Annotated in this window: 10 protein-coding genes and 1 rRNA gene; 5 read left to right on the top strand and 6 right to left on the bottom strand. The window is 68.9% G+C overall.

Translation table 11 applies throughout. The features are described from left to right. The 3 genes from ACFWN2_RS13695 to glnA form a co-directional block, all read right to left on the bottom strand. Nucleotides 1-291 (bottom strand): 16S ribosomal RNA (locus ACFWN2_RS13695); the annotation flags it as partial. A gap of 480 nt (nucleotides 292-771) precedes the next feature. Continuing rightward, nucleotides 772-4,302: an FkbM family methyltransferase gene (locus tag ACFWN2_RS13700; RefSeq protein ID WP_382427465.1), complete on the bottom strand. Its 3,531-nt coding sequence runs from the start codon at nucleotides 4,300-4,302 to the stop codon at nucleotides 772-774. An 18-nt stretch (nucleotides 4,303-4,320) separates the two neighbouring features. Further along, complete coding sequence (glnA, locus tag ACFWN2_RS13705) at nucleotides 4,321-5,664, bottom strand: type I glutamate--ammonia ligase (RefSeq protein WP_382427466.1); 1,344 nt, start codon at nucleotides 5,662-5,664, stop codon at nucleotides 4,321-4,323. Nucleotides 5,665-5,789: 125 nt separating this feature from the next. On the opposite strand from glnA, the gene ACFWN2_RS13710 reads away from it, so the two are divergent. Further along, the gene (locus tag ACFWN2_RS13710; protein WP_382427467.1) at nucleotides 5,790-6,341 is read left to right on the top strand and encodes an LppX_LprAFG lipoprotein; all 552 of its coding nucleotides are present in this window, start codon (nucleotides 5,790-5,792) and stop codon (nucleotides 6,339-6,341) included. After that, nucleotides 6,341-7,855, top strand: coding sequence for an MFS transporter (locus ACFWN2_RS13715; RefSeq protein ID WP_382427469.1), 1,515 nt, complete (start codon nucleotides 6,341-6,343; stop codon nucleotides 7,853-7,855). The genes ACFWN2_RS13710 and ACFWN2_RS13715 overlap by 1 nt, the downstream gene beginning before the upstream one ends. On the opposite strand, the gene ACFWN2_RS13720 is transcribed toward ACFWN2_RS13715, so the two are convergent. Further along, nucleotides 7,810-9,333 carry an alpha/beta hydrolase gene (locus ACFWN2_RS13720; protein WP_382427470.1) on the bottom strand — a complete coding sequence of 508 codons (1,524 nt, stop codon included), beginning with the start codon at nucleotides 9,331-9,333 and terminating at the stop codon, nucleotides 7,810-7,812. The genes ACFWN2_RS13715 and ACFWN2_RS13720 overlap by 46 nt on opposite strands. After that, complete coding sequence (locus ACFWN2_RS13725) at nucleotides 9,333-10,895, bottom strand: alpha/beta hydrolase (protein ID WP_382427472.1); 1,563 nt, start codon at nucleotides 10,893-10,895, stop codon at nucleotides 9,333-9,335. The genes ACFWN2_RS13720 and ACFWN2_RS13725 overlap by 1 nt, the downstream gene beginning before the upstream one ends. Nucleotides 10,896-10,924: 29 nt before the next feature. On the opposite strand from ACFWN2_RS13725, the gene ACFWN2_RS13730 reads away from it, so the two are divergent. Next, nucleotides 10,925-12,637, top strand: a complete 1,713-nt coding sequence (locus ACFWN2_RS13730; protein ID WP_382427474.1) for an NAD+ synthase — start codon at nucleotides 10,925-10,927, stop codon at nucleotides 12,635-12,637. Between the two features lie 77 nt (nucleotides 12,638-12,714). Here ACFWN2_RS13730 and ACFWN2_RS13735 read toward each other — a convergent pair whose 3' ends face one another. Next, nucleotides 12,715-13,767, bottom strand: coding sequence for a serine hydrolase domain-containing protein (locus tag ACFWN2_RS13735; RefSeq protein WP_382427476.1), 1,053 nt, complete (start codon nucleotides 13,765-13,767; stop codon nucleotides 12,715-12,717). Between the two features lie 133 nt (nucleotides 13,768-13,900). On the opposite strand from ACFWN2_RS13735, the gene ACFWN2_RS13740 reads away from it, so the two are divergent. Further along, nucleotides 13,901-15,091: a sensor histidine kinase gene (locus ACFWN2_RS13740; RefSeq protein ID WP_382427478.1), complete on the top strand. Its 1,191-nt coding sequence runs from the start codon at nucleotides 13,901-13,903 to the stop codon at nucleotides 15,089-15,091. Nucleotides 15,092-15,095: 4 nt separating this feature from the next. Continuing rightward, nucleotides 15,096-15,743 carry a response regulator transcription factor gene (locus tag ACFWN2_RS13745; RefSeq protein ID WP_089910121.1) on the top strand — a complete coding sequence of 216 codons (648 nt, stop codon included), beginning with the start codon at nucleotides 15,096-15,098 and terminating at the stop codon, nucleotides 15,741-15,743. The last annotated feature ends 5 nt before the right edge of the window (nucleotides 15,744-15,748 follow it).

The following is a 15,748-nucleotide window of genomic DNA, read 5'->3' on the forward strand; positions in this document are numbered from 1 at the left end:
CTCAGGCCGGCTACCCGTCGTCGCCTTGGTAGGCCATTACCCCACCAACAAGCTGATAGGCCGCGGGTCCATCCCATACCGCCGGAACTTTCCACCACCGAACATGCATTCAGTGGTCGTATCCGGTATTAGACCTCGTTTCCAAGGCTTATCCCAGAGTACAGGGCAGGTTACCCACGTGTTACTCACCCGTTCGCCGCTCGTGTACCCCGAAGGGCCTTACCGCTCGACTTGCATGTGTTAAGCACGCCGCCAGCGTTCGTCCTGAGCCAGGATCAAACTCTCCAATAAGGATTGTGTTTGATCGCTCCAGACGGAATATGTCTGGCATCAATCTAGTCTTGCCTCAAAGGAACTACCTCGACGAGGAGGTAATTCATATATTACTGGCTGTGTTTCGGCACGCTGTTGAGTTCTCAAAGAACACGCGCTCACCGGTTCCAGTCTCCGTTTCCGGAGGCTTTCTCTCGGGGCTTGTGTTGAAAGCTTAGCCAGTTCGTTTTCGCTTTGTCAAATCGGCCGTTTCGGCTTCTTCGCTCCGCGCAAACTCGCTTCGCATTCAGTTTTTGGCTTGGTTCAGAAGTTATCTGAGTGGCTTTCCCGGTGTCAAATCGGGGTCATTTTCAGATCCCGGACAGCACGTTAGGCCGCTTATTTACTTCTGGGGGTTTGACGCCGTGAGACTTTACCCGGCCCGATCCGCGGTGTCAACCGCTCGTTCCGGGGTCTCGCTTGCGACTTGGAGAAAGTTACTCACGGCGTGGATCAAAGTCAAATCGCCTGGTCAGCGGCCTGCTTGATCGGGACGGACGGCGTCGGAGCAGCCGGCTTGGCCCCGACCGGACGCGGTCGCAGCCACAGGGTGATGGAACGAAGTCCCTCCATCGCCCGCACGATCTGGTCCGCCGGAGCGGGCTGCCGGGTCGCCACGGGCACCAGGTCGTAGCCCCAGACGCCGAACTCCTTGAGCACCGTCACCGGATCGTCACCGAGATCGGCCGTCGCGGTCGCGGAGAACTCAAGGAACACGTGCGGCCTGTCGCGACGCAACAACCGAACAAGTCCCGCGAGAGCGCGATGCCCACGTCCAGGCGTGTCGACCCGCACGACGGAAAGCTTCATCCCCTGCACCAAAGCGATCTCTTCGAGCGCCTTGTCCAGTCGCAACGACTTCACCCGTGCGACGTCCTCGCCGGCATCTTCCGCAAGCGGCGACACGGACACACCACCGGTCAACGTCGGTGAGGCGGCGAGCTCGCCCGCGCTCTCCCACGCCGCGCCTTCGACCACGGTGAGACGGGAGGCCACGGCGGCAGGGAGGTTCGCGGAGACGTTGTGCCTCAGAAGCGCGGCGGCGGAAGCGTCCGGCTCTACGGCGACAACGGCGCCCATCAACCCGAGGCGCGACAACACGCGAATCGAGTGGTAGCCGACGTACGCGCCGACGTCGAGGAAGATCCCGTCCGGTTCCAGCACGGAGTCGAGCAGTTCGGCGAGGTCCGGCTCCCACACGCCGTTGGACGACAACAACGGGAGCATGAACGCGTCGTCGGAGGGCAGCCGCATCATGCCCGCGTCGCACAACACCAGCGAGGAGCGCACTTCAGGCGCGTCGCCCGCGGTCTCGTGCTGACGAACGACCACGCGACGCAACGCGTCCGCGGTCTGTTGCGCCTGGTGGGCGGTGCGAAGAGCAGCGTCGAGACGTGCGTCGCGCTCCCGGAACACCTCGACGACCTTGGACTCCAACGAGTCGATCCGGTCCAGGGTCCTGTCGAGCGCCACGGTCAGCTTGTCGATCCGCTCGGCGAGCACCTCGTCCGACTTGGCCCGCTTGGCCGCCTCGGCGACGACCGCGTCCTCGACGTCGCGCTGTCGGCGCCCCTGACCGGCCATGTCCGCGCGCACGCGCACGACCCCGTCGTCGACGCCGACCAGCTGGTCGGCGAAGTGCGACTGCCGTGCCGCGACCTGCTCGATCTCGGCGCGCAGCAGTTCGAGCTCACCGGCTCCGACGCCGGCCTTGAGCGCGTCCTGCCTGTTCACCAGCTCGGACACGGTGCGCTCGACCCCGTCGATCAGGGTGTGCAGCACCTGGCGCATGTGGTTGTCGTAGTGGTCCAGTGCGCGCAACACGACCTTGCGGAGCGCGGGTGCCATCGGCGTCCGGCTGGGTCCGTCCACGGTCGGTTGCCGCAGTAACGCGTGCTTGGCCGACTGCAGCGCGAGCATCGGGTCGACGTCGTCCTTCGGCTTCGGCCGGCGCGCACGCCACCCCCGGTACGCGTGCTCAACGCGTTCCCGCAGCACCTCCGCCACCCGTGAGACCGACCGCACCGACAGCACGTGCTCACGTCCGGCCGCACCGAGCGCCACGGCCGTGGGCAGGTCGTCGGCCAGCGAACGCAGCAGCTTCGCGGCGGCCTGCACGTCGGGTTCGGCGCCCTGGTGACACGGCACGAGAACCGCCGTCTTGCCGAACAGCTCGGCAACGGCGCCGTGGTCCGACGCGACGACGGGGACTCCCCGCACGGCCAGCTGCGCCAGGTGCAACGCGATCCGGTCGTCCGCGCCACCGCGGTGCAACGACACCACGGCATCGGCGACAGCGGCCACGTCGAGGTCGTCGACCAGCGAGATCCGCTGGTCGGAGGCGGTGGCAAGGCGCAGTCGCTCGGCGGCCTCGGGGTGTGCGAACGCCCCCGACACGGCGATCCGCAGTTCGACGTCCGTGCGATCCGGGAACGCGGTGAGGAACGCCGACACCGCGCCCAGCACGTTGCCGGGCCGGTCGAGCCCGTGGTCCGCGATCGCCGCGAACACCACCACTTCGCCCGAAGAGTGCTCACGCGCGCCGGTGTCGTGCACGGGTAACGGCACCGTGCGCACGATGGGTCCGCCGATGCGTTCGGCGGCGGCACGGGACACCTCGGAAGACAGCCAAAGTTCGTTCACGCCCGTGCGGTCGTCCGCGGCGGTGGCGTCCAACGCGACCTCGACGACGAAACGGCCCGAGGGCACCTCGTCAGAAGAAGAAGCGCGCACCACGACGGGATACCCGCCATCGGTCGACACGGGCAGTCCGGACGCACGCGCGGCGGCGAGCATCAGCTCGGCGAGCGGCCCCGACCCCACGACGGATACGCCGAGCTGGTCGAGCAGCGCCGGGCCCTCGGTCCTGGGCTGCGGCACGGCGGGCGCGGGCAACCGTCCCGAAGCGACACCGACCCCGGCGCACCACTCGCGCCACGCGTCGGCATCCGCACCGAAAGGCGCGGGGAACTGCTGTCGCAGCGACGCGTCGGCACGCCACACGGCGTCGGCCCACCGCGTGCCACCGTTCTCGGTCGGCTCGCACGCCCAGATGAGGAACCCACCACCACCGTCCTCCCCGAACGCCGGCGGCGGCGTGAGCACGGAGGCGCGGTAGTCGGCACGCAGTTCGGACGGGATGGACGTCCCGTCGATCAGCGCGTCGAACCGGTACGGCACGGGTGCGACGGACCAGCCGTGACGCACCAGTTCGGCGCGGTAGGACTGGCAGAGCTCGGCGACTTCCGTGTGCTCCGAGAGCAGCACACGGGGACGTTCGGCGAAATCGGCGGACAGCAGCCACGGACGACGCGGGTCGAATCCGCGGAAGTGCACCGTCAGCAGGTCCTGGCCGACCACGGCCAGTGCACCGGACTCGGTGCGGTGCAACGGGCGGTCGGCGACGTTCCACACGGACAGTCCGACCCGTGCGTCGCGCACGACGTGGTGCGGCACGATCGCCGGCATGTCCAGAGAGGTCAGGTAGGGCTCGGCGCCCTTGCCCACGGCGATGAACCCGGGGTCGAACGCACCCTGGTCGTGCAGGTCGGACGGCCCCGGCTGCAGGCCGTCCGCCGCCAGCGGCCGCAACGTGCGGGGCAGCATGACGACCGGCGCGTTCCGCAACGCCTCCAGCACGAGCTTCGTCAGCGACCCGAACACCTGCACCCACGGGTCGAGGTACAGCACGGGCATGCCCTGCGGCAGCAACGCCTCCAGCAGCCTCGGCACCATCGCGGCCTTCAGCCCGGCGGCGTCGAGCGAGGTCGCGAGCACGTGCAGCTCGACCTCGGCGACACCGATGTCCAGCGGCGTCATCAGCCCGGGACCGGAGTGCTCCGGCTGCGCGTCGACGATCAGCGCGACGAACCGGCCCTCGGGGTGCTCCGCCAGGAACGAGCTGGACAGGACCTTGACCGCGGGCAGCTCGGCCGCCGTGGCGACCGTGCAGGCGCAGATCGTCGGCTGGAACTCGGGTACGTCAGTCACGGACAGCACGTGAATGCCTCACAGCATCGGAAGAAGTGTGCGCAGCTCGTACGGGGTGACGCTACGGCGGTACGCGTCCCACTCCGTCCGCTTGTTGCGCAGGAAGAAGTCGTAGACGTGCTCGCCCAGCGCCTCGGGCAGCAGCTCGGAGTTCTCCATCTCGGCGAGCGCCTCGCCCAGGTTCTGCGGCAGGTTCGCGTAGCCGGCGGCACGGCGTTCGCGGTCGGTGAGCGACCACACGTCGTCCTCGGCGGGCGGCGGCAGCTCGTAGCCCTTCTCGATGCCGCGCAGGCCGGCGGCCAGGACCACCGAGTACGCCAGGTACGGGTTGCACGCGGAGTCGAGCGAACGGACCTCGACGCGGCGCGACGACGACTTGCCGGGCGAGTACATCGGCACGCGGACCAGCGCGGAGCGGTTCGCGTGACCCCAGCACACGGCCGTGGGCGCTTCACCGCCGACGATCAGCCTCTTGTAGGAGTTGACCCATTGGTTCGTGACGCCGGAGATCTCGCGCGCGTGCTTGAGGATGCCCGCGACGAACTGCTTGCCGATGTCGGAGAGCTGGTACGGGTCCTCCTCGTCGTAGAAGGCGTTGCGGTCGCCCTCGAACAGCGAGAAGTGCGTGTGCATGCCCGAGCCCGGCTGCTCGGAGAACGGCTTGGGCATGAACGAGGCGCGCACGCCCTGCGTGATCGCGACCTCCTTCACCAGGTAGCGGAACGTCATGACGTTGTCCGCCATGGTCAGCGCGTCGGCGTAGCGCAGGTCGATCTCCTGCTGGCCGGGCGCTCCCTCGTGGTGGCTGAACTCGACGGAGATGCCCATGGCCTCCAGCGCCTCGATGGCGTGGCGGCGGAAGTGCGTGGCCGTCTCGTGCGAGGTCTGGTCGAAGAACCCGCCGTTGTCCGCCGGCTCGGGCTCGCTTCCGTCGCCGGGCAGGCCCTTGAGCAGGAAGAACTCGATCTCGGGGTGGACGTAGCAGGTGAACCCGGCCTCGCTGGCCTTCGACAGCGTGCGGCGCAGCACGTGGCGCGGGTCGGCCCACGACGGGGAACCGTCCGGCATGGTGATGTCGCAGAACATGCGCGCGGAGTAGTTGGTGCCCTCCGGTGTCTGCCACGGCAGCACCTGGAACGTGCCGGGGTCCGGCTTCGCGACCATGTCCGACTCGTAGACGCGGGCGAAGCCCTCGATCGCCGAACCGTCGAACCCGATGCCCTCGCTGAAGGCGCCTTCGAGCTCGGCCGGTGCGACCGCCACGGACTTCAAGAAGCCCAGGACGTCCGTGAACCAGAGCCGGACGAACCGGATGTCGCGTTCCTCTAGCGTGCGGAGCACGAACTCCTGCTGGCGGTCCATACAGCGCAGCTTAAGGGCTGGGGACCTTCTACGATCAACGCATGTCGGCACGTTGGTTGTTGGTTTGCGCACTCGCCCTGCTCACGAGCTGCACGTCCGGGGGAGATCTCCCCGATGGTGCGACCTTGCTCTCGAAATCGGCCGATTCGATGCGCTCGGTCAAGACCGTCCACTTCACCATCAAGGTCGACGGCGAGCTGCCGGACGTGCCGGTGAAGGACGCCGACGGCGACCTCACGTCCGCCGGTGACTCGAAGGGCACCGCGAAGGTGACGTTCGGCGGGCAGCTGCTGTCCATCGAGTACGTGCTGACCGGCGGGAACCTGCACTTCAAGGGCCCGACGGGTGGCTTCACGAAGCTGCCGGCGGCGTTCGCGGGGCAGGTGTACGACCCCTCGGCGATCCTGAACCCGGACAAGGGCGTGGCCAAGGTCCTGAGCAGCGCCAAGGACGCGAAGACCAAGTCGTCCGGTGACGTGTCGGTGGTCGAGGCGACGGTGCCGAAGGACGTGGCGGCCGGGCTGGTGCCGGGCATCTCCGCGGACGTGAAGTCGACGTTCTCGATCGACAAGGACAACAAGCTCAAGAGCGCGTTGTTCGAGCTGCCCGGCGGTCAGAAGGTCGAGGTCGGTCTGACCGACTTCGACAAGCCCGTCACCGTCACAGCGCCCGCGTAATGCGGAAACTGGCTCTCGCCGCGTCCGGCGCGGCTGTGCTGCTGGGGGCCCTCGACGCGTACGTCGTCGTCGGGGTCCTCACGGACATGGTGCGTGATCTCGGCATCGCGGTGAACCAGCTGGAGCAGGCCACGCCGATCGTCACCGGGTACCTGCTCGGGTACGTGGCGGGCATGCCGTTGCTGGGACAGCTGTCTGACCGGCTGGGGCGGCGGTTCGTGCTGCAGGTCTCGCTGCTCGGGTTCCTGGTGGGCTCGGTGATCACGGCGCTGGCCGCGGACGTGCCGTTGCTCGTGCTCGGGCGCGTGGTGCAGGGCCTGGCCGGGGGCGCGTTGCTGCCGGTGACGATGGCGCTGGTCGCGGACCTGTGGGAGGAGCAACGGCGGTCCACCGCTCTCGGGACCGTTGGTGCCGCTCAGGAGTTGGGGTCGGTTCTCGGCACGCTGTACGGCATCGCGGTGGCGTCGCTGTTCAACGCCCTGCCGTTGTTCGAGGCGTGGGAGCCCCAGAGCTGGCGCTGGATCTTCTGGGTCAACATCCCGTTGGCGGTCATCGCGATGGTGATCGTGCAACGGACCGTGCCGAACACACGGCGTGAGGTGCGCATCGACGTCGTTGGCGGGGTGTTGCTCGCCGCCGCGTTGTCGTTGCTGGTCGTGGCGCTCTACAACCCGACGCCCGCCGAGTCGGTGCTGCCGTCGTGGGGCTGGCCGACGTTGGCCGCGGCTTTCGTCGTGCTCGGCGCCTTCTTCTTGTGGGAACGCCGTAGTTCCGTGCGGCTCATCGATCCCGAGGGTGTGCAGTGGCGGCCGTTCTGGGCCGTGCTCGGGGTGTCGCTGGCCGCCGGTGCCGCGTTGATGGTGACGCTGGTCGACGTGGAGTTGTTCGCGCAGACCGTGTTGCGCCGGGATTCCGCTTCCGCGGCCACGCTGCTGACGCGGTTCCTGATCGCGTTGCCGGTCGGTGCGGTGCTGGGCGGGTTCCTCGCGTCGCGGATCGGCGACCGCTGGGTGTCGTTCGGCGGCCTTGCGATGGCGACGGTGTCGTACGTGTTCATCGCGCAGTGGCCCGCTGACGTCAGCGGGCTCGTGCTCACGCGTGACCTGGCCATCGCCGGTTTCGGGCTGGGCCTGGTCATCGCGCCGTTGTCCGGTGCTGTGCTGCGCGTCGTCCCGTCAGTGCGTCACGGCGTGGCGTCGGCGTTCGTCGTCGTCGCGCGCATGACGGGCATGCTCGTCGGTGTGGCGGCGTTGTCCGCGTGGGGACTCCACCGCTTCCGCGAGCTCACGGCAGGCTTGAACACGCCGCTGCCGTTCGGCGTCGAACCCGCTGAGTTCCAGCGTCAGATGGCCGAGTACCAGCGCGGGCTCACCGAGGCGCTGCTCACCGAGTACCACGAGATCTTCCTGATCACGGCGGTGATTTGCGCGGTCGGAGCGCTGGGTTCGGTCTTCCTCCCCGGTAAGGCTCAGCAGATCGAATCCGTCTCGGGCAGCCTCAAGTCGACCAGGTAGTTCGTGCCCACGCCGTCCACGCAGCCGATGCCCGCGAGGAACGCCGTGTGCTGGTTTCCGTTGTACGTCAGCAGTCGCGCGCCGAGAGCCTGCGCGAGGTCGACACCGGACTGGTAGGGCGTCGCCGGGTCACCGGTCGTCGACACCACCAGCACCTGCGGCAGTCCCGTCACGTTCGGCGGGTGCGGCTCCGACGTGTGCGGGGCCGGCCAGAACGCGCACGGGCCGAGCGCGGTCTCGTCGGTGGGCACTGTGTCGTTGCCCAGCAGTTCCAACAGCCTCCGACGGTTGGACTCCAGGGTCGCGCGATCCTTGATCGGTGGTTCGTCGACGCAGCGGATGGCCACGAACGCGTCCTGGATGCGGCTGTAGGTGCCGTCCTGGGCGCGGCCGAGGTACTGGTCGGCGAGCTGGAGCAACGTGGTGCCCTTGTTCTGCTTCAGCTCCTGCAGTCCCTTGTAGGCGGTCTCCCACAGCCGGTCCGTGTACATCGCCTGGATGATGGCGGTGTTCGCGTCCGAGTGGGACAGCTTGCGGTCGCCGACCTGCATCGGGGTCTTCTTGAGGGGCTCGATCATCTGGCGGAACTTGGACTCCGCCGTGGCGATGTCCCTCCCGATCGGACAGTCGCGCTGGGCGCACCAGCCCGCGAAGCGGTTGAACGACTCCTCGAAGCCCTGCGCCTGACGTGCGGACGCGGCCACCTTGTCGGCGTTGGCCTCCACCGCGCCGTCGAGCACCATCGCGCGCACGTTGCGAGGGAACATCTCGGCGTACAAGGTGCCGATGCGCGTGCCGTAGGAGTAGCCGAGGTAGCTCAGCTTCTTCTCCCCCAACGCGGCGCGCAGCACGTCGACATCTCGCACGACGTCACGGGTGCCGACGTTGCGCAGGAGCGCGATGCCGCTGCGCTCGGCGCACCGGTCGACGAAGAACTTGTTCTCCAGCTCGGTCTGGTTCGCGCTCTCACCCTTGGGCCGCAACCGTTGCGCGTCGCGTTCCGCGTCGGTCAGGCACTGGACGCGGGGCTGGCTCGCCCCGACGCCGCGCGGGTCGAAGCCCACGACGTCGAACCGCTTGCCGACGGGGTTGCCCGCCTGCATGTTCGCGACGTGCGACATGCCGGAACCGCCCGGTCCGCCGGGGTTCACCACCAGGGAACCGACCCTGCGGTCCTTCTCGGTGGCGGGCCTGCGCAGCAGTCCGACCGTGATCGTGCCCGCGTCCGGCTTCTCGTAGTCGAGCGGAACCGCCAATCGCGCGCACTGGATGCCCTCGCGCTCGTACAGTCCCTTGCTCTTCGCATCGGTCGCGTAGGGCTGGCACGCGCCCCATGACAACACCTGCGAGTAGAAGCGCTCGATGCCCTTGCGGCCGGCGACGGGCGAGCCGTCGATGCGCGCGAAAGAAGTGGACGTGCTGAGCACAACGATCAAGGCGAACAAGGCCGCGGTGACTCGGGATCGCCTCTTCGTCATTAGGCGCACCGGGTTCCGTCAGCGGGCAACGTCTGGTCGATCAGGTACTTCACGCCCGCGCTGTCCACGCACTGGTCACCCTGCAGGAAGACCGTGTGCTGCACGCCCTCGAACGTGAGCAGCCGCGAGTTGAGCGCTTTGGCCAGGTTCACGCCCGCCTCGTACGGCGTCGCCGGGTCGCCGGTCGTGGAGATGACCAGCAGCGGCGGGATGCCGTCGGCCTTCGGCTGGCCGGTGCGGGCGGTGACGGGGGCGGGCCAGAAGGCGCACGAGTCGAGCGCCGCGCCGGCCGGGTTGCCGTCGTCGAGGAACGGCGCCGCCTCCTTGTACTTCTTCTGCGTCTCCAACAGCGCGTTCTTGTCCGTCAGCCGTGGGTCGTCGACGCAGTGCACGGCGTTGAACGCGTCCGTGATGGTCGAGTACTGGCCCTGGTCGTCGCGGTCGAAGTAGGCGTCGGCGAGGCGCAGCAGCGTCGTGCCCTTGCCCGCCTTCAGCTCCTGGAGGCCGTTGAGCAGCAGCGGCCACAGCTGTTCGGAGTACATCGCCTGGATCGCGGCGGTGATGGCGTCGTTGTAGGACAGCTTGCGGTTGCCGACGTCGACCGGCTTCTGGATCAACGGTGTCGTGAGCTGCCGGAAGCTCGCGTTGGCATCGGCGCCGAGAGGGCAGTCCTTCTTCTCGCGGCACCACTTCACGAACTCGTCGAAGGCCTTCTGGAAGCCGGCGGCCTGGGCGACCAGCGACGCGAGCTGGTCCTGGGTGGGGTCGACCGCGCCGTCGAGGACTAGTGCGCGCACGTTCTGGGGGAAGGTCTCGGCGTACTCGGTGCCTATGCGGGTGCCGTACGAGTACCCGACGTAGCTCAGCTTCGCGTCGCCGAGCGCAGAGCGGAGGACATCCATGTCCTTAACTACGTCCCGCGTGCCCAAATTGGCGAGCATTGCCGCCCCGAATTTTGTACCGGCGGCACACTTGTCGGCATATGCCTTGTTCTCCTGCTCCGTTTGGGCGATTCCGGCAGGAGAAGTGTCCGTGTCGAGGTCCAGACGCTCCGCGTCGCGCTCCGGTCCGGTGAGGCAGGAGACCGCCGGTTCGCTCGCGCCGATGCCCCTCGGGTCGAATCCGATGAGGTCGAACTTCGCCGCGAGGTCGGTCTTGCGGTAGGCCGAGATCATGCCGGCGGCCGACGCCATGCCGGACGCGCCGGGGCCGCCGGGGTTGGTCAGCAGCGAGCCGATCTTCTGCCCGGTCGCCTTGTACCGGAGCACGCCGATCGTGATCGTGTCGCCGGTTGGCTTGCTGTAGTCGAGGGGAACCCTCAGGCGGGTGCACTCGACGTCGCGCTTGGTGCCGTACGCGTCCCTGCTGGAGCCCGTCGTGGCGTAAGGAGCGCAGTTCTCCCAGCCGAGCTTCTGGCCGTAGAACTCCTCCAGACCAGCGGGGACGGTGCCCGCGGGGCCGGTCTTCTCGAAGGACACGCCGGGCTTCGACGTCCCCTCGATGACCGACGTGCAGGACGCGAGCAGCGGAATGACGAGCAACACGCTCAGGAGACGGGCCACAGCCCGATGGTATGGGAGATGATGAGGGCATGCCGCAGCTTCGGATCGCGCTAGCCCAGGTCAACGCCACTGTTGGCGATCTTGGGGGCAACGCTTCGCTGGTCGTGGAGTGGACGCGCAAGGCCCGTGAGGGCGGCGCGCACCTCGTCGTGCTCCCCGAGATGGTGCTGACCGGCTACCCGGTCGAGGACCTGGCGATCCGCACGTCGTTCGCGCGGGCGTCCGCCGAGGCGCTGGAGTCGCTGGCGGGATCCCTGGAGGCGGCCGGTCTCGGTGACGTCGCCGCCGTCGTCGGGTACCTGGAGCACGACTCCGTCGGCCCGCGCAACGCAGCCGCCGTGCTGCACGGCGGTCAGGTCGTCGCGCGGCAGTTCAAGCACCACCTGCCGAACTACGGCGTGTTCGACGAGCGGCGCTACTTCAAGTCCGGCTCGTCCCTCGACGTCGTGCGGATCAACGGCGTCGAGGTCGGCATGGTGATCTGCGAGGACCTGTGGCAGGACGGCGGCCCGATCACCGCGCTCGGTGACGCCGGCGTCGACGTCGTGGTCTCGCCCAACGCCTCCCCGTACGAGCGCAACAAGGACGACCTGCGGCTGCCCCTCGTGGCCCGCCGCGCCGCCGAGGCCCGCGCGCCTCTCGCCTACTGCAACCTGGTCGGCGGCCAGGACGAGCTGGTGTTCGACGGCGACTCGCTCGTCGTGTCGGCCGAGGGCGGACTGGTCGGGCGGGCGCCGCAGTTCGTCGAGCACCTGATGTTCGTCGACTTCGACCTTCCCGGCGGCCGTTCCTACGAGGCGGGCCAGGTCGGCGACTTCGAGGTGCGCCGCGTGTTCGTCTCGGACGCGGTGCCGGCCTACGAGCCGTTGCCCGCGCCGCGCGTGTTCGAACCGCTGTCCGACGAGGCGGAGGTGTGGCACGCCCTGGTGACCGGCCTGCGCGACTACGTGCACAAGAACGGCTTCCGGTCCGTGGTGCTCGGTCTGTCCGGTGGCATCGACTCGGCCGTGGTGGCCTCTCTGGCCGTGGACGCCCTCGGTGCCGACTCGGTCTACGGCGTCTCGATGCCGTCGTCCTACTCGTCGGAGCACTCCCGTTCGGACGCCTCCGACATGGCCGAGCGCACCGGCCTGCACTTCACGACCGAGCCGATCGGCGCGATGGTCGACGTGTACGTCTCGCAGCTCAAGCTGACCGGCTTGGCCGAGGAGAACATCCAGGCCCGGTGCCGCGGCATGCTGCTGATGGCGTTGTCGAACCAGCACGGCCACCTGGTGCTCGCCACCGGCAACAAGTCCGAGCTCGCGGTGGGCTACTCGACCATCTACGGCGACGCGGTCGGCGGCTACGCCCCGATCAAGGACGTGCTGAAGACGCTGGTCTGGGACCTCGCCCGGTGGCGCAACGCCGAGGCCGAGAAGCGCGGCGAGACCCCGCCGATCCCGGAGAACTCGATCTCCAAGCCGCCGTCGGCCGAACTGCGTCCCGGCCAGGTCGACACCGACTCGCTGCCGGACTACGAGGTCCTCGACGCGCTGCTGGACGACTACGTCCACGACGACAAGGGCTACGACGCGCTGCTGGCCGCCGGGCACTCGCCGGAGCTCGTGGACAGGGTGCTGCGGATGGTCGACAAGGCCGAGTACAAGCGCCGCCAGTACCCGCCGGGCACCAAGATCTCGAACAAGGCGTTCGGACGGGACCGGCGGCTGCCGATCACGAACGGGTGGCGCGAGGGCTGAGGCTCGGCGCCGGGTGGTGCGGAGGGCCGGCGCGAGCCGTCAGCCCGGAGCGGACCGCTCGGCGCGAGGGCTGACGGTCAGCACAGCGCCTTGTCCTGCGCCTCCCTGACCCTCGCCTCCGCCTTGGCCGGGTCGCCGAGCACGCCGGGCAGCGCGGTCTGCACGACCGCCGCCGCCCGGCCCGTGTCCGTGGCGCCGCCCAGCGAGTAGTAGCCGTGGAAGCCGCCGTTGTGGCCCCACATCGTGACGCCGCAGCTCAGCCGTGTGCTGAACAACCCGAGCCCGTAGCCCACGCCGGGCGCGCCGGTCTCGACGGTGGTGCGCATCTGCGCGAGCTGCGCGGCCGGGAGCAGGTCACCCGCCAGCAGTCCGCGGTAGAAGCTCGCCAGGTCCTTCGGCGTCGAGATCAGCTGGCCCGCCGCCCAGGCCCAGGACGGGTCCATGGTCGTCACGTCGATCACCGCTGACCTCGGGTCGTTCTCGTCGGCCAGGTGCACGCCGCGGGCGAACGGCTGCCGCAGGCCCTCGTCTCCCTGTGCCGGCCAGTAGGTGTCGCGGAGCTTGAGGCGGTTGATGACCCGTGTGGTGATCTCCTCCTGGATCGGGCGGCCGGTCACCTTCTGCACGAGCAGGCCCAGGACCGCGTAGTTCGTGTTGGTGTACTGGAACCTCGTGCCGGGCGGAAACTGCGCGGGCTTGGCGAGCGCCACGTCCAGCAGGTCGTGCGGGCTCAGGTAGCGGTGCCGGACCTGGTCCGGGCGGTCGAGGCCGATGGTGTCGGTGTACTCGGGCAGGCCGCTGGTGTGCTGCAACAGCTGCCGGACGGTGACGCCGCCCAGTCTCGGGTCGTCCAGTCTGCCGTCGAGGTCGACCCTGCCCTCGGCCACGAGTTGGAGCACGACCACCGACACGAACGCCTTGGTGTTGCTGCCGATTCTCACGTGGGCGTTCGGCGGCGTGCGTCCTGCCTGGTAGCCGATGTTCTTGCCGTCGCGCTGCACGGACACCAACGCCGCCGGTGCGTGGCCTTCGTCGACGATGCGGTGCACCGCGTCGCGGACCTGGTCGGTGCCGGGTCCCGCTCCGGTCATGCCCACCGCGATCGCCAGTGCCGCTGCTGTCAGGTTCATCTCTCCCCCTTCGTGGATGTGCGGCACCACGATGTCGGCGGAGGGTCCCGAGGCGCGGTGACCTGAGCTGCCGGAACAGGAGTGGAGCCTGCTCCACCGCGCCCGGCCCGGCCGGACCGTTAGGTTTCTCGGCATGAAACGGATCTGGGCCGCGATCGTCTACCTCGCGAGCGGGCTGCTGACGGCCATCGCGTCGTGGCTCGCGCTGGGCATCCTGATCCTGTCCGTGGTGATCCTGCCGCTGCTGCCGATCACCGCGCCGTACATGCGCCGGATCGTCGACTTCGACCGGCGGCGGCTCGCCCGCTACACAGGGGTCGAGATCCCGGCGCCCCCGCCGCTCGACGGGCCGTGGCTGCACAGGGCCCAGCGGGTGCTGGCCGACCCGGAAAGCCGCCGCGAGGGGATCTGGCTGGTCACGCACGCCCTGTTCGGCACGTTGTTCGGGGCTCTGGCGGTCGGGATCCCGGGTTCGCTGGTCCAGCAGCCCGTCGTGATGCTGACGTGGTGGATCACCCCTGGCGGCAACGAGAACTCGTTCGGCGTCCACGTCGACTCGTGGCCGAAGGCGTTCCTGAGCGTGCCGATCGCGCTCGTGCTCTGCCTGATCCTCACCCAGTTCCCCAAGCTCGCGAACCTCGACGCGCGATGGACGGGCAAGCTGCTCGCGCCGCCCAAGGCGTCGCTGGAGAAGCGGCTGGCCGAGGTCGTCGCGACCAGGGCCGCGGCTCTTCAGGCGCACGGGGCCGAACTGCGGCGCATCGAGCGGAACCTGCACGACGGGACGCAGAACAAGCTCGTCGGCGTCGTCATGATGCTCGGCATCGCGGAACGGACGCTCAAGCAGAACCCGGAGAACGCGTTGCAGGCGTTGCTGCGCGCGCAGGACGCGGCGGGCGACGCGCTCGAAGAACTCCGCAACGTCGTGCGCAGCATTCACCCGCCGGTGCTGGAGGACCTGGGGCTGGACGGCGCGATCCAGGCGCTTGCGGCGCGGTGCCCGGTGCCGTGCGTGCTGACGGCCGACCACCTGGGCAGGCTGCCGGCGGCGGTGGAGGCGGCCGCGTACTTCGCGGTGGCCGAGGCGTTGACGAACGTGGCCAAGCACAGCGGCGCCCAGCACGCGTGGGTCAGCCTGAACATCGACCAGGACCGGCTGGCCGTGGTCGTCCACGACGACGGCAAGGGCGGCGCGGACGAGCAGCGGGGAACGGGGCTGGACGGCATCCGAGGCAGGGTCGCGGCGCTGGACGGCACCGCGGAAGTGAGCAGTCCCGAGGGTGGCCCTACCGTTCTCACCGTCGTGCTACCTGTGGGGAAGTGACCTTATGCGCATCGTGATCGCCGAAGACGACGCTCTGCTTCGTGAGGGGCTGACGTTGTTGCTGCGCAACGAAGGCATCGAAGTCGCGGCGGCGACGGACAACCCGGACGACTTCCTCGTGGCCGTGGCCGAGCACGAGCCGGACATCGCCGTGGTCGACGTGCGGATGCCGCCGACGTTCACCGACGAGGGCCTGAGGGCCGCGGTGGAGGCACGGCGCAGGCACCCGAAGCTGGCCGTGCTGGTCCTGTCCGCGTGGGTCGAGCAGAGCTACGCGCACGAACTGCTCGCCGGCACCAACGGCGGCGTCGGCTATCTCCTGAAGGAACGCGTCGGCAAGGTCGCGGACTTCCTCGACTCGCTGCACCGCGTCGCGAACGGCGGAACGGCGCTCGACCCCGAGGTCGTGTCGCAGCTGCTGGTGCGGCGCAAGGCGGACGACGCGCTGAGCGTGCTGTCACCGCGTGAGCGCGAGGTGCTCGGGTTGATGGCGGAAGGGCTGTCGAACGCGGCCATCGGCGAGAAGCTCGTTCTCAGCGCGGGCGCCGTGCACAAGCACATCGGCAACGTGTTCCTGAAGCTCGGGCTCAACAGCGAGGACGGGTCGGGCGACCGGCGCGTGCAGGCCGTGCTCGCGTACCTCGATCACTGAGCCGG

The organism is Lentzea sp. NPDC058436, assembly GCF_042721515.1.
Classification (GTDB): domain Bacteria; phylum Actinomycetota; class Actinomycetes; order Mycobacteriales; family Pseudonocardiaceae; genus Lentzea.

Excerpts from the sequence above, each read along its gene's own strand:
- ACFWN2_RS13730 (WP_382427474.1), top strand. The coding sequence starts at position 10,925 with ATGCCGCAGCTTCGGATCGCGCTAGCCCAGGTCAACGCCACTGTTGGC.
- ACFWN2_RS13740 (WP_382427478.1), top strand. The coding sequence starts at position 13,901 with ATGAAACGGATCTGGGCCGCGATCGTCTACCTCGCGAGCGGGCTGCTG.
- ACFWN2_RS13720 (WP_382427470.1), bottom strand. The coding sequence starts at position 9,333 with ATGACGAAGAGGCGATCCCGAGTCACCGCGGCCTTGTTCGCCTTGATC.
- ACFWN2_RS13735 (WP_382427476.1), bottom strand. The coding sequence starts at position 13,767 with ATGAACCTGACAGCAGCGGCACTGGCGATCGCGGTGGGCATGACCGGA.
- ACFWN2_RS13715 (WP_382427469.1), top strand. The coding sequence starts at position 6,341 with ATGCGGAAACTGGCTCTCGCCGCGTCCGGCGCGGCTGTGCTGCTGGGG.
- glnA (WP_382427466.1), bottom strand. The coding sequence starts at position 5,664 with ATGGACCGCCAGCAGGAGTTCGTGCTCCGCACGCTAGAGGAACGCGAC.
- ACFWN2_RS13745 (WP_089910121.1), top strand. The coding sequence starts at position 15,096 with ATGCGCATCGTGATCGCCGAAGACGACGCTCTGCTTCGTGAGGGGCTG.